11 protein-coding genes are annotated in these 14278 nt (G+C 66.1%); 6 read left to right on the top strand and 5 right to left on the bottom strand.

The window, feature by feature from the left end; genetic code table 11:
* The first annotated feature begins 111 nt into the window (after window positions 1-111).
* The 3 genes from P2869_RS26700 (at window position 112) to P2869_RS26710 (ending at window position 2903) form a co-directional block, all read left to right on the top strand.
* Window positions 112-786: a heavy metal response regulator transcription factor gene (locus P2869_RS26700; RefSeq protein ID WP_017775318.1), complete on the top strand. Its 675-nt coding sequence runs from the start codon at window positions 112-114 to the stop codon at window positions 784-786.
* A complete protein-coding gene (locus P2869_RS26705; protein WP_277598465.1) occupies window positions 786-2192 on the top strand; it encodes a heavy metal sensor histidine kinase in 1407 nt (468 codons plus the stop codon). The genes P2869_RS26700 and P2869_RS26705 overlap by 1 nt, the downstream gene beginning before the upstream one ends.
* Before the next feature lie 312 nt (window positions 2193-2504).
* Complete coding sequence (locus P2869_RS26710) at window positions 2505-2903, top strand: DUF2917 domain-containing protein (protein ID WP_277598466.1); 399 nt, start codon at window positions 2505-2507, stop codon at window positions 2901-2903.
* 130 nt (window positions 2904-3033) lie between these two features.
* Here the strand turns inward: P2869_RS26710 and P2869_RS26715 are convergent, their stop codons facing one another.
* Both P2869_RS26715 and P2869_RS26720 read right to left on the bottom strand, forming a co-directional pair.
* Window positions 3034-4194, bottom strand: a complete 1161-nt coding sequence (locus tag P2869_RS26715; RefSeq protein ID WP_026121561.1) for a porin — start codon at window positions 4192-4194, stop codon at window positions 3034-3036.
* Between the two features lie 686 nt (window positions 4195-4880).
* On the bottom strand, window positions 4881-5732 hold the full coding sequence (locus P2869_RS26720; protein WP_277598467.1) for a LysR family transcriptional regulator: 852 nt from the start codon (window positions 5730-5732) through the stop codon (window positions 4881-4883).
* Between the two features lie 92 nt (window positions 5733-5824).
* Between P2869_RS26720 and P2869_RS26725 the strand changes: the two genes are divergently transcribed.
* Complete coding sequence (locus P2869_RS26725; protein WP_277598468.1) at window positions 5825-6700, top strand: EamA family transporter; 876 nt, start codon at window positions 5825-5827, stop codon at window positions 6698-6700.
* 483 nt (window positions 6701-7183) lie between these two features.
* Window positions 7184-9811, top strand: a complete 2628-nt coding sequence (gene mprF, locus P2869_RS26730; protein ID WP_277598469.1) for a bifunctional lysylphosphatidylglycerol flippase/synthetase MprF — start codon at window positions 7184-7186, stop codon at window positions 9809-9811.
* Between the two features lie 16 nt (window positions 9812-9827).
* On the opposite strand, the gene P2869_RS26735 is transcribed toward mprF, so the two are convergent.
* Window positions 9828-9995 (bottom strand): hypothetical protein, encoded by a 168-nt coding sequence (locus tag P2869_RS26735; RefSeq protein ID WP_277598470.1) that lies wholly within the window; start codon window positions 9993-9995, stop codon window positions 9828-9830.
* Between the two features lie 46 nt (window positions 9996-10041).
* Between P2869_RS26735 and P2869_RS26740 the strand changes: the two genes are divergently transcribed.
* Complete coding sequence (locus P2869_RS26740; RefSeq protein ID WP_277598471.1) at window positions 10042-11373, top strand: AcvB/VirJ family lysyl-phosphatidylglycerol hydrolase; 1332 nt, start codon at window positions 10042-10044, stop codon at window positions 11371-11373.
* Window positions 11374-11518: 145 nt separating this feature from the next.
* On the opposite strand, the gene ahpF is transcribed toward P2869_RS26740, so the two are convergent.
* Entirely contained in the window at window positions 11519-13117 is a 1599-nt protein-coding gene (ahpF, locus tag P2869_RS26745; RefSeq protein ID WP_277598472.1) for an alkyl hydroperoxide reductase subunit F, read from the bottom strand.
* Between the two features lie 137 nt (window positions 13118-13254).
* Complete coding sequence (ahpC, locus tag P2869_RS26750; RefSeq protein ID WP_042303364.1) at window positions 13255-13818, bottom strand: alkyl hydroperoxide reductase subunit C; 564 nt, start codon at window positions 13816-13818, stop codon at window positions 13255-13257.
* Window positions 13819-14278 lie beyond the last annotated feature (460 nt).

Here is a 14278-nt window from a genome sequence, read left to right on the forward strand (position 1 = left end):
GCGCGCCGGGTATCATCGGCAACAGTTTTTGGCTCGTTTGTCTGCTCACTTCCAGCTCTTTCCAGCTTATTTTCTTAGCTCATTTTCCAGTTCACCAACGAGGGTGCCGTAATGAAGGTTCTCGTGATCGAAGACGAGCCCAAGGCCGGCGACTATCTGAAGAAGGGCCTCGAAGAATCCGGCTTTGTCGTGGACGTCGCCCGCAACGGCGTGGACGGGCTGCACCTCGCGCTCGAGGAAGCACACGACGTTATCGTGCTCGACGTCATGCTGCCCGGCATGGACGGCTGGCAGGTGCTGCAGCAGTTGCGCGGCCGCAAGGACACGCCCGTGCTGTTCCTCACCGCGCGAGACGAAGTGGAAGACCGCGTGCGCGGCCTCGAACTGGGCGCGGACGACTACCTCATCAAGCCGTTCGCATTCGTCGAGCTGCTTGCGCGCGTGCGCACCCTGGCGCGGCGCGGTCAGGCGCGCGAGGGCGACGCGCTCACCATCGCCGACCTCGAAATCAATGCGAGCCAGCGGCGCGTGCGGCGCGCGGGCAAGCGCATCGACCTCACGCCGCGCGAGTTCGCGCTGCTGCATCTGCTCGCAAGACGCACCGGCGAGGTGCTGAGCCGCACGCAGATCGCCTCCTACGTCTGGGACATGAACTTCGACAGCGACACGAACGTGGTGGACGTCGCCATTCGCCGCTTGCGCGCGAAGATTGACGACGACTTCGCCGTGAAGCTGATTCATACCGTGCGCGGCGTCGGCTACGTGCTCGAAGCGAGAGAAGGCTGATGCGCCGGCCGCTGTCGCTCACCGCGCGGCTGGCGCTCTGGTTTGCCGCCATCACGGTGCTCGTGTTCGCGGCGGGCGGCGCCGTGCTCTACGACGCACTCGCCGACCAGATCCGCGCGCAGGACGACCTCGATCTCGTGCTCACCGCGCGCCACCTGCGCCGCCTCGCCGAAGAACTGCAGGGCATCGACGACATCCGCGAGCACGAGTCGCGGCTCAGCAGCCTCGTGCTCGGCAACCAGGCGTTCTTCATGCGCATCACGGACAAGGCCGGCAACGTGCTGCTCGAACGCAACCCGTCGCAGTTTGCGATCGGCACGCTGAAGCAGGTCTCGTTCACGCACCGCATTCTCGAACACGACGTGACTGCGTGGCGCGGTACGGGCGGCTTGAGCCTGCGCGGCGTCGCCACCGGCATGCAGTTGCGCGACGGCAGCGTGATCGAGGCCGTGGTGGGCCGCGAGATGAGCGACCGCGAAGCGCTGCTCGCGCGTTACCGGCTCATCATTGCGGGCATCACGCTGTGCGCGCTCGCGGCGGCGGCCATACTCGGCTACGCGGCCGTGCGCGAGACGCTCAAGCCGCTGCGCGACATGGCGGGCAGCGCCGCGCGCGTCACGGTGGGCGCGCTCGATACGCGCATCGATGCGGCACAAGCGCCCGCCGAACTGCGCGCGCTGGCCAACGCGCTGAACGCGATGCTCGCCCGGCTCGAACTCGGCTATCAGCGGCTCTCGCAGTTCACGGCCGACCTCGCCCACGATCTGCGCACACCGCTAGGCAACATGCGCGGCGCGAGCGAGGTGGCGCTCGCGCGACCGCGCTCCGTCGACGAATATCAGGCGCTGCTGGTGTCGAACATCGAGGAATGCGAGCGCCTGTCGCGCATGGTCGAAAACGTGCTGTTCCTCGCGCGCGCCGAACATCCGCAATTCGCGCGCAGCGCGAGCACGTTCGCAGCGCAGGAAGAACTCACGCGCATTGCGGACTACTTCGAAGGCATCGCGGATGAAAACGGCATTGCCCTTCGCGTGGACGCGAAGGGCACGTTGCGCGCCGACGTGGACCTGTTCCGCCGCGCGGTGAGCAACCTGCTCGCCAACGCGTTGCGCTACACGCCGCGCGGCGAGACCGTGACGCTGAGCGCCGCGCCGGACGCCCAGGGCATCACGGTCACGGTGGCCAACCCCGGGCCCGTCATCGCACCGGAGCATCTCGAACGGATCTTCGACCGCTTCTACCGCGCCGACGAATCGCGCACGAGCACGGCGGCCGGCTCCACGGGTCTCGGCCTCGCGATCGTGCGGACCATCATGGACCTGCACGGCGGCACCGTGAGCGTGCAAAGCGACGAGGCAGGCACGCGGTTCCATCTGCATTTCCCATCGGCGTGGAAGGCCGCATGAAGGGCCGCGTCCGCTGCGGCGAGCCTGCTCGCGAATGTTTTTTCGGCGCAGGCCGACACAAAGATTGACAATTACCCGCCAGTCGAGACACACTCGTTCGCATGCATACGCCAGCCCTCGCCACCATCGCGATTAATAAGCCAATGAACAACCATTGGGGTTACGCCCGTTGGTTCGAGTCATGGGGGACGCGTGCGCGATAGCAGGTAGCATCACTTGCGTATCACAAGGCCCCGCCGACAAGGTTTGGGGCCTTTTAGTTTGTGGTGACGGCGCCCTTCCTCTGTCGGCTTCTACTGACGGAGAAAGAAGATGGAAGAGGCGTCACAGCAGTCCAGCTTGCAGTCCGCATCTCAGTTGTTAAGCCACCGGCCCGCGCAGCAAAACCCGCGCGACGACGAGGCATTGCCGAAGCTCGTGCTCCATTTCGCGGTGAACCCGGCCGAGACCGTCACCTGGCGCGTCACCGCCGACGCCGAACTGCGCGTGCACAGCGAACGCATCTGGCTCACGCGCATTCGCTCGCCCTACGACTACTGGATGAAGGCGGGCGAGACAATGCGCCTGCAACGCGGCGAGCGGATCTGGCTCAGCACCGACAGCCACGAAGCCGCACGGGTCTCGCTGACGAGTGCGTGGCGGGCACCGCGCACGGTGCTCGCGCGTTTCTCGGGCCTGTTCGCCGGCGTGTTCCGCGTGTTCGCAACGTGACGGGAGGCCGTATTGAAGCGCCATCCGGTCACGACGATGCGGAGCCGCCGCCGCGTACCGCGTTCGCCCTTTTCACCCTTTTCGGGGCAACGCGGCCGCGCGGCGACGTGCATGGCGCGACCAACACCGGTCAGAACTTGTGGCGCAGCCCCAGATTGACCATCTCCTGCGTGCTCGTGCCGGCATAGCCGTACGAGCCGATGGACGCCTGTGCCGGCATCGAACCGCCCGTACCGTTGCCCGTCTGGCCGCTCGCGTGCTGATATGCGGCGGTCAAATAGACGTCGGTGCGCTTCGAGAGGTTGTAGTCGGCGCCCAGCGAAACCTGGTGATAAGTGGCGGACGTATCGCCGCTTGCCTTCGTGTAGCTGTAGCCGAGACCCACCAGCAACGGCGCGGCAACCTGGTAGTTCAACCAGCCCTGGCCCGTGTTGTACTTCTCGCTGGAAACGAACGTCGAGCTGCTGTCGGGACGGTATTGCGCGTTGCTGTAGGCAAGGCCGAACGTGAATTGTCCAAGGGCGTACTGCCCCGCCACGCGTGCGATGGAAAGCGAATGGGCAGTCTGGTAGCCGGTGTTGACGGGACCGTCGAAGGTGCCGTCCGACGTGCTGTCCCATGTCGTACGCGGCACTGCTGTCGCCTGGCTGTTGGCGGCATAGAAGTAGCCCGCGGCCACGCCGAGCGGCCCGTTCGTGTACGACACCGCCGCCGCGTACGACTGGCCCGCGCCCGTGCTGCCCGCCACGCCGCCGAACGAATACATCGCCTCGGCCTGCAGGCCGTACCAGACCGGCGACGCGTATTTCACGGCGTTGTTCACGCGAAAACTGTTGTCGTAGTTGTCCACGTCGCCCGCCGTGGCGAAGGCGCTGCCGAAGTAGTTGTCTTCGGTGAGGCCCTGCACGAGGTCGATCAGCGGATCGTACTGACGCCCGAGCGTGAGCGAGCCGTACTGCGCGCTCGCCAGCCCGACATAAGCCTGACGGCCGAACAGGCGGCTGCCCTGGCCGAGTTGTCCTGTCGAAGGATTGAAGCCGTTTTCGAGCTGAAAGATTGCATGGAGACCGCCGCCCAGGTCTTCCGAACCCTTGATACCCCAGCGCGTGCCGGAGAGGTTGCCGTTGCTGCTGTTGCCGAGCGCCCAGAGATTCTGGTTGCCCTGAGCGTTGTGCACGTAGGTGATCGAGGTATCGATGGTGCCGTACAGCGTCACGCTGGTCTGCGCGTGGGCCGCGCCGGCCGCAAACAGTGCGGACGGCGCCAGCATGGTAAGGGCGAGTCTTTTCATTGATGTTCTCCTGTTTATAAACGAGGCAATGCGCGCGAAATGGGTAGCCAATGAGGCTAACCAATGAGATTGACCCATGCTGCAATTGCCCGAGGAGACTAACCCGCCTTAATTCCAGTCGATTCGCTGACTAAACGCGTTGTATCAAAATGGTGACGAGCGGCCAATGAAATTCCCATTATTCCGCACAATTGTTATTCGGCGGATAAGAAATAATGACGGTACCTGCATGCGGTGTATCGGCAGGACCTGTCGCTTTGTACGGCATTCGCCCTGAAACAGCGGCTAAACGGGCACCAGGCGAGCCCGCGAGCGATCGGCATCGTCATTCCTGCATCACATTCAACACTGAATTGCCATTTCCGGAATCAATATCGTCAGTGGATTTCGCTATATTCGGGCGGCTTTGTTGCATCGTCTTCCCGAAGGCGATCTCCTCGATCTCCACGCTGATTCGGCCCATCCGGCCGCATGATGCGCTTACGCGGCTTCGGCCGCGTTTTTCTTTTCCGGTGGCTTCGGCCGCGTTTTTCTTTTTCGGTGGCTTCGGCCGCGTTCTTCCCTTTTAATGGCCTCGGCCGCATTTTTCCCATTCGGCGATTCTGGCTGCGCCTTTCTCTCTCGGACTTCGGCTGCACCTCTTTCCCATTCAGCGGCCTCTGCCACGTGCGCTCTGCGCGCTTTCTCTACGCCACCAACTGCTTGAGCAACGCCTCCACCGCGTTCACGAGACCGTCCTCTTCATTGCCGGCCCGCCGCGCGAGTCCAATTTCGATGTCGGGCAGCACGGGCAGACCGACCGCGTCGGGCACGCGCGCGATGCCCGGTCCGGTCGCCGTGGGCAACAGCGTAGCCACGCCGACGCCCGCCCGCACCGCCGCCTGAACCGCCGAAAGACTGCCGCTTTCGAACGCCACCTTCCACTGGCGCCCCGCCTGCGCGAGCGCCGAAAAAATGACGTTGCGCCAGCGGCACGGCTCCGAGAACAGCACGAGCGGCAGCGGGTCCGCGAACGCATCAAAGCCCTCGGCCGCCGCCCACCCGAGCGGCACATGCGTGCCCCAGCGCAGCGGCCGTTCCAGAAACGCAGCATCGCAGAGCGCAAGCTGAATGCGGCCCGCCTCCAGCGCGGCCATCGTCTCGGCACCGCCCAGCACCAGCAGTTCGAGCGTCGTCGATGGATGCAGACAACTGAAGTCCGCGAACGCGGCGGGCAACGCAGTACCGGTGAGGTCTTCCAGGAGGCCCACGCTGCAACGCCCCGACAACGTGGCGCGGGGCGCGCCCGCCAGCGCCTCGCCCGAAAGCGCGACGATGCGCTCGGCGTAGGGCAGCAACGCCATCCCCGTATCGGTCAGCGAAACGCCTTTGGGCGCGCGCTGAAACAGCGCGTCGCCCACCAGCTCTTCGAGCCGGCGCAATTGCTGGCTGAGCGCCGGCTGCGTGCGCCCGAACGCCTGCGCCGCGCGGCTGATGCTGCCGAGCCGCACGCAGGCAAGAAAGACGCGCAACGATCCGATATCGAGATCCATAGCCATAAGAGAACGTTATGGGAGGTGATAGATTCTGCCACGTTCCTTTGAACCCAGCGCGCGCGTACTGTGGTGACACTATCGATGGAGACTCGACCGTGACACCGCAAGCCACCGAATCCGCATCGCCGCGCCTCGCGGGCCCCGCGCTCGCGACGGGCTCCATGATCAGCGTGCAGTTGGGCTCGGCGCTCTCCGAGCCGTTGATGGCCGCGCACGGCTCCGCCTCCGTCACCGCGTCGCGGCTGGTGTGCGCCGCCCTCGTACTGCTCCTGTTGGCGCGGCCGCGTCTCTTGCGGTTGACCGGCGCCCAATGGCGGGCGGCGCTCGCGCTCGGCACGGCGATGGCGGGCTTGACGCTCTGCTACTTCGAGGCAGTGCTGCGTATTCCGCTTGGCGCCACGGCGACCATCGGCTTTCTGGGGCCGCTCGCGGTGGCCGCCACGGCGCTGCGCGGCTGGCCGCGCTTCGCGTTGCCGGTGCTGGCCGGCGCTGGCGTGCTTGCCATGAGCACGGGCAGCGCCCACGGTCCGCTGGACCCGGCCGGCATGCTGCTGGCGTGCGGCGCCGCTTTGGGCTGGGGCGCGTACATCATCCTTACCCGTCGCGTCGGCCAGCTGTTTTCGCAGCAGGAAGGACTCGCGCTGTCGCTCGCCGTTGCCGCCGTCGTCGCCTTGCCGGTAGCGCGCACGCTCGATCCGGCCGGCTTGCCTGCCGCCCTGTGGCCGACGGCCGCAGGCCTCGCGCTGCTCGTGCCGCTCCTGCCGTATTCGCTCGAAATGATGGCGCTGCGGCGCATGAACATGGGCGCCTTCAGCGTGCTCATGAGCCTCGAGCCCGCGATCGGCGCGGCGCTGGGCTTCGTGGTGCTGCATGAACGGCTCTCGGCGACGCAACTGCTCGGCATGCTCGCCGTGATGGCCGCAAGCGTCGCCGCTGTGCGGCTCACCGCGCAAGGCCGGGCCGAGGCTTAGTTCCCGAGGCCTGATCACTGGGACCTGGTCCCCTGAGCGCTCGCTTCGACGCGCCCCGTTTGCCCCCGTTTGCCCCCCATTTACCCCCATTTACCGGCCCACCTTCAGCGGCACTGACTTCCCGGGCTGGCCCCGCTCATCGCCGGCCCGATCGACAAAGCGTCCGCAAAACACAAATAAACGCCGGCCCGGATTAAATCTTTCATTAACACAACAAATCCAGACATTTCCCTAAAGCCCGTCAACCATTCGGCCGTTATAAGCGTTTGCTGTCTTTTACGAAATCTTTACGCGCGCTAACGGGCGGAACACGCCGGTGGGCGCATACGCAGGCGCGCGGTCACGCGCTAGAAGGGTCGGCGGAAGCTCCGCCCGCCCGACACGCGTAAACAAGCTGTAAAGGATCGACCGTGCCGCCGCCGGACAGCGCCTCGAACTTCGAGGTCACAGCGGCACGATGCCAGTCCATATCCTTGCCGATACATGTCCGACACTGATTCATCCCGCTTCGCCCGCGTCCGTGCTCTTGCGCGGCGCGTCTGTGGCTCGCGGCACCTGCAGCGCTTTACGGTGCCCGTCCTTGCGGCAAGCGTGTGCGCGCTCCTGCTGCTGGTCTTTCAACACCTCTCGCAAACCGTCAATTACCGCTCCGTCGTCTCGCACCTGTATCACCTGAGCGCGAGCGAGTGGATCGGCGCGCTCGGCGCCACCGCCGCGAGCTTCGTGGCGCTCGTCGGCCGCGATGCGGTGGGGCTGCGCTACGTCGATGCCAAAGTGCCGCGCCTGCCGCTGTGGGTGGGCGCCACCGTCGGCTCGGCGCTGGGCAACGCCACGGGGTTCGGCGCGCTGACGGGCGGCGCCGTGCGCTGTCGCGTGTACGGCGTGGCGGGCGTCACGCCCGTGCAGGTGGGCCGCATGACCGTGTTCACGAGCGTCACGCTCGCACTGGCCCTCGCGATGATGACGGCGGCCGGCATGGTCGCTTCGGCCGGCACGCTCGCCGGCATGATGGGGCTCGCGCCCGACACGCTGCGGCTCTTCGGCGCAGTGCTGCTCGCCGGCAGCGGCGCCCTGATCGCGGCGTGCGGCACGGCGCCTAAAAAGCTGCGACTCTTCGGTCGCGACGCCCTCTCGTTCAACATTCCGGCACGCCGCGACCTTGTGGCGCAACTCGCGCTCGCCGCCGTCGACGTGGTCGCGGCCGGCCTCGCGCTCTGGGCGCTCTTGCCGCACGGCGACACGTCGGCAGCCGCGCACGTGGGCTTTGTCCAGTTCGTCACCGTCTACGCGGCCGCGATGCTGCTCGGCATGATCGGCCACACGCCGGGCGGCGTGGGCGTCTTCGAGGCGGCGATGGTCTACGCGCTCGGCGGCAGCGTGCCGATGCCGCAGGTGCTCGCCGCGCTGCTCGCCTATCGGGCGATCTACTTCGGCGTGCCGCTCGCGCTCTCCGCCGGCGTGCTCGCCGTCTTCGAAGGACGCGCGCTCAAGGCACCGCTCGCATCCGGCCTTGCGCAGCGCGGTGCGCAAAGCGTCTCGCAGCTCGCCCCGCTCTTTCTCGCCATCTGCACCTTCGTGGTGGGCGGCATGCTCGTGATTTCGGGCGCGACGCCCGCGTTCATGAAGCGCATCGCGATCCTGCAAACGGTGCTGCCGCTGTGGGTCATGGAAAGCTCGCAGATGCTCGCGAGCCTGTTCGGCGTGCTGCTGCTCTTCGTGGCCCGCGGTCTGCTGCGGCGCCTCGACGCGGCCTGGTGGTTCGCGCTCATCATTGCGTCGCTGAACCTCGCGCTCTCGCTCGCCAAGGGTCTCGCGTTCGTGGAAGCGGGCGTGCTGTGCGTGCTGATTGCGTTGCTGCTCGCCACGCGCAAGCGCTTCAACCGTCATTCGTCGCTGTTCGCCGAACGCTTCACGCCGGGCTGGCTGGTGTCGGTGGGCATGGTGATCGCGCTCGCGGTGTGGCTGCTCTTCTTCGCTTTCCGCGACGTTCAATACTCGCAGCACCTCTGGTGGCAGTTCGCATTCGACGAACGCGCGCCGCGCGCCTTGCGCGCCACACTCGCCGCCGGTCTGCTCGCGGCGGCGCTCGCGTGCTGGCAACTGCTGCGGCCCGCGCCGGGCCGTTTCGAAAAACCCGAGGAGGCCGATCTGCTCGAAGCCGCGCGTATCGTGCGCGCCCAGGAGCGCAGCGACGCCGTGCTCGCGATGATGGGCGACAAGAGCTTCCTGTTCTCGGAGTCGCGCGAAGCCTTCCTCATGTACGCCAAGCGCGGACGCACGTGGGCCGCGCTGCACGACCCGGTGGGTTCGCGCTGCGAATGGCCCGGCCTGATCCGCCAGTTCGTCGCACTCGCTCACGCGCACGGCGGGCGCGCCGCGTTCTACCAGGTGCGCGCCGATGCGCTGCCGCTCTATCTGGACGCCGGCCTCACGCTGATGAAACTCGGCGAGGAAGCGCACATCGCACTGCCCGAGTTCGAACTGAAGGGCTCGCACCGTGCGCATCTGCGCTACGCGTTGAAACGCGGCGAGCGCGACGGCTTTTCCATCGAGCTGATCGAGCCGGACCGCGTGCCCGACTGCCTGCCCATCCTGCGCGAGATCTCCGACGCGTGGCTCGAAAGCCGCGTGGCGCGCGAAAAGAGCTTCTCGGTGGCGGCCTTCACGGCGGGCTACCTCGCGGCGCAATCCGTGATGCTGGTGCGCCAGCAAGGCAAGCCGCTCGCCTTCGTCACCTTCATGACCACCGACCTCCATACCGAAGCGACGGTCGGCGTGATGCGCCACCTGCCCGACGCTTCGCCCTACGCCATGGAATATCTGTTCACACAGCTCGCGCTGCATCTGAAGAGCGCGGGCTTCCGCTCGCTGAGCCTCGGCGTCGCGCCGCTCTCGGGCATGCAGCCGACACCGCTCGCTTCGCCCTGGCACCGCGCCGCGGCGCTCGCCTGGCGCTTCGGCGGCTGGTTCTACAACTTCCGCGGCCTGCGCGGCTTCAAGAACAAGTTTCAGCCGCACTGGGAGCCACGTTATCTGGCGGCTTCCGGGTCGGTTAGCGTGCTGCTCACGCTGGCCGATCTTTCGCTTTTGGCGGGAGGGTCGCGGTCGTGAAGGCTACTGGGTTGATTCAAGTAGGTTTGATCCGGGCAGCACGCGTGGTTTGTGGGCGGGCTTCGGCTTCGGCTTCGGCTTCGGCTTCGGCTTCGGCTTCGGCTTCGGCTTCGGCTTCGGCTTCGGCTTCGGCTTCGGCTTCGGCTTCGGCTTCGGCTTCGGCTTCGGCTTCGGCAGGCCGCAAGGTAGCCGGCTCGCCGCGCCTCGTGCGCGCGGCGTCGGCCGCGCTGTTGACGTTCGCTTCGGCCCTCGCCTTCGCGCCTTCCGCGCACGCCGAAACACCCGACCACGTAGCGGGCGGCCGCTATGGCGACGTCACCGTCACGAAGCCCGCGGGCGACATGCGTGGCTTCGTCGTGCTGTTTTCGCAGGCAAGCGGCTGGGCGCCGTCCGACCAGCAAGCCGCGGACGCGCTCGCGCGCCACGGCGCCCTCGTGGTGGGCGTGGATACGGCGCGCTACGCCGCGAAGCTCACCGCCGCCACGCGCGAAAACTGCCACAAGCTTTACGGCGACGCCGAAGCGATCGGGCATCAGCTTGAACGCCAGGTGGAATCGAACCGCTATTACTCGCCGATCGTCGCCGGCACGGGCGAAGGCGCGCTGCTCGCGGAACGCACGCTCGCGCAGGCGCCGGCCAATACGATTGCAGGCGCGGTGTCGGTCGATGCGGACAAGACGCTCGACGCGCGCTTCGCGCCCTGCCCCGCCGACCCGGCCCTGAGCCGCGGCCCCGGGCTGCCTGGATTCCTCGCCAAAGGCGTGACCCGCGCGGCGAATTCCGCGGCCGGCTCCGCGATTCCTGCGACGACAACCGGCGCGCACCAGGTCACTCAAGAAACGTTCGCCCCCGGCATGACGAAGGCCGCGCGCCTCGGCGCGCTGACCGAGCCGCATCTGCGCGCCGAGGTCCAGAGCGAAGAGGACGTCTCCGACCTGCCGCTCGTCGAACTGCCTGCCGCACATCCTTCGGACATGCTCGCTGTCGTGATTTCCGGCGACGGCGGCTGGCGCGATCTCGACAAGACCATTGCCGAAGCGATGCAGCGGCAAGGCGTTTCGGTGGTGGGATGGGATTCGCTGCGCTATTTCTGGCGCGAAAAGACGCCCGCACAAACTAGCCACGATCTGGCCCGCGTGCTGAAGACCTACAGCGCGCGCTGGCACACGCGCCAGATCGCGCTCGTCGGCTATTCGTTCGGCGCCGACGTCATGCCGTTCGCGTACAACCGCCTGCCCGAGGCGCTGCGGGCGAAGGTGTCATTCGTGTCGCTGCTGGGCTTTGCGCCCGACGCCGATTTCCAGATTCGCGTGACCGGCTGGCTCGGCATGCCCGCGAGCGACAAGGCGCTGCCGGTGAGCCCCGAACTCGCGAAGATGCCGCCCGCCATCGTGCAGTGCGTGTACGGCGAGCGCGAGCCCGATTCGCTGTGTCCGTCGCTCGCGGGCAAGGGCATCGAACTCGTGCGCACGCCGGGCGACCATCACTTCGGCGGCAATTACGATGCGCTCGCGAAGCGCATCGTCGATAGCTGGAAGAAGCAGATCGGCGTGCGCGGCTGAGTGCAGCTAAGTGCGGTTAAACGCGCGCGGCAGATTGCGCCGCCTTCAACGCAATCGCGTCCCGCCGCGCTCAATGAAAAACGGCCCGCCATTCATGGCGGGCCGTTTCTTTTTTGCTGAGCTGACCAGCTGTGCCGGCGTCGGCTTATTCCACTTCGGCCAGTTGCTGCGCGTCTTGCTCACGCTCCACCGACGAGCGGATCAGATGCTCGAACGCGCCCAGCGAAGCCTTCGCGCCTTCGCCCACTGCGATCACGATCTGCTTGAACGGCACCGTCGTCACGTCGCCGGCGGCGAACACGCCCGGCACCGACGTCTGGCCCTTCGCGTCCACTTCGATCTCGCCGTGCTTCGACAGCGCGACCGTGCCCTTCAGCCACTCCGTGTTCGGCACGAGGCCGATCTGCACGAATACGCCTTCCAGTTCGAGGTGACGCTTCTCGCCCGTGGTGCGCTCCAGGTAGTGCAGGCCCGTGACCTTGCTGCCGTCGCCGGCCACTTCCGTGGTCTGCGCCTGCTTGATGACCGTCACGTTCTTGAGGCTGAACAGCTTGCGCTGGAGCACGGCATCGGCACGCAGTTCGGCGCCGAATTCGAGCAGCGTGACGTGGCTCACGATGCCGGCGAGGTCGATCGCCGCTTCCACGCCCGAATTGCCGCCGCCGATCACGGCCACGCGCTTGCCCTTGAAGAGCGGACCGTCGCAGTGCGGGCAGTACGCCACGCCGCGGTTGCGGTACTCGCGCTCGCCCGGCACGTCGATTTCACGCCAGCGCGCGCCCGTCGCAATCACCACGCTCTTCGCGCGCAGCACCGCGCCGCTCGCGAGGCGAATCTCGATCTGCTGGCCCGGCACGAGCGCCTCGGCACGCTGCAGATTCATGATGTCGACGTCATAGGCGCGCACGTGCTGCTCCAGCGCCGTCGCGAACTTGGGTCCTTCGGTTTCCTGCACCGAGATGAAGTTCTCGATGGCAAGCGTATCCAGCACCTGGCCGCCGAAGCGTTCCGCCACCACACCCGTGCGAATGCCCTTGCGCGCTGCGTAGATCGCGGCGGCGGCGCCGGCGGGGCCGCCGCCCACCACGAGCAAATCGAAGGTTTCCTTCGCCTTGAGCTTCTCGGCCGCGCGCGCACTCGCGCCGGTATCCAGCTTCGCGAGAATCTCTTCCACGCTGCAACGGCCCTGGCCGAAAACCTCGCCGTTCAGGTACATCGTGGGCACCGCCATGATCTGGCGCGCTTCCACTTCGTCCTGGAACAGTGCGCCGTCGATCGTCACGTGGCGGATGCGCGGATTGATCACCGACATCACGTTGAGCGCCTGCACCACCTCCGGGCAGTTCTGGCACGACAGCGACACATAGGTTTCGAAGGCGAAATCGCCGTCGAGGTTGCGAATCTGTTCGATCACTTCCGGCTCGAGCTTCACCGGATGCCCGCCCACCTGCAGCAGCGCAAGCACGAGCGAGGTGAATTCGTGGCCCATCGGAATGCCCGCGAAGCGCACGGCGATGTCCGTACCGGGGCGGCGCAGCGTGAACGAAGGCGCGCGCTCGCCCTGGGCTGCCGCGTCACGATGCTCGGCAAGCGTGATGCGATCCGACAGGGAAGCAATTTCCTGCAGCAGCCCCTGCAATTCCGCCGACTTCTCGCCGTTGTCGAGAAATGCGGCGATCTCGATAGGCTGCGTGATTTTTTCGAGATAGCTCTTGAGTTGATTCTTGAGATTGGCGTCGAGCATGGCGATTTCCGGCGAATGGCGGTACAGAAAAAAGGCAAACACCGGGCCACCCGCAGGCGCGAATGGCGCCTGCGGCTCATGCAAATGAGTGGGAAAAGTGGCCCGGTCGGGAACGACCGTGGTCGTTATGAGAGCGTTTAGATCTTGCCGACGAGGTCCAGCGACGGCTTCAGCGTTTCAGCGCCGGGCGTCCACTTCGCCGGGCACACTTCGCCCGGGTGCGCTGCCACGTACTGCGCAGCCTGCACCTTGCGCAGCAGTTCCTTCGCGTCGCGGCCGATGCCGTTGTCATGCACTTCGTACAGCTTGATCTGGCCTTCGGGGTTGATCACGAACGTGCCGCGCAGCGCGAGACCTTCTTCTTCGATCAACACTTCGAAGTTGCGGGCGAGCGTTGCCGTCGGGTCGCCGACGAGCGGATAGCGGATCTTGTTGATCGTGTCCGACGTGTCGTGCCACGCCTTGTGCGTGAAATGCGTATCCGTCGACACGCCGTAGATTTCGACGCCCAGCTTCTGGAACTCGGCGTAGTGATCGGCCAGGTCGCCCAGTTCCGTCGGGCACACGAACGTGAAGTCAGCCGGGTAGAACACGACGACCGACCACTTGCCCTTGAGGTTCTCTTCCGAAACCGGCACGAATTCGCCGTTGTGGTATGCCGTGGCCTTGAACGGTTTGACTTGCGTGTTGATGAGAGACATGCGTGCTTTCCTTACGCGGTTGGGTTGAGACGTTCGGGTTGAAACGTGAATAAAACTGCGACAGACGAAGATTACGGGAATGCTGCACCGCTGCAAAATTGGTTAGTTTGATCGCGGGAATTGCCTATCCCTATCGCCTGCTGAGCCGCGCCAGACGGGGCTCGGCGGCATTTTACCCTGCCCGCGCGACGCTCGCCGGAGCGCGGCGGGAGGGCACCGGCATGGCCGGCGCAGCGGGAGCCCGCGGTTTATGACGGTTTCGCGATGCCACACGACAAAAAACGCCGCGCCTTCGCTCCCTGCCACCCTGGACCCAGGCGCCGTGCGCGCACGGGAAAATTTGATCAAATTTACAGCATCCGCTTTCCGTGCCAGGATTTGATCAAATCCAATGCCGCCACGAACCGGTGCGTGTGGCTCACACGCACCCAGCCGCGGGTCACCATTCGAAGGAGCGTCG

It is taken from the genome of Paraburkholderia sp. SUR17 (genome assembly GCF_029536165.1).
Classification (GTDB): domain Bacteria; phylum Pseudomonadota; class Gammaproteobacteria; order Burkholderiales; family Burkholderiaceae; genus Paraburkholderia; species Paraburkholderia kururiensis.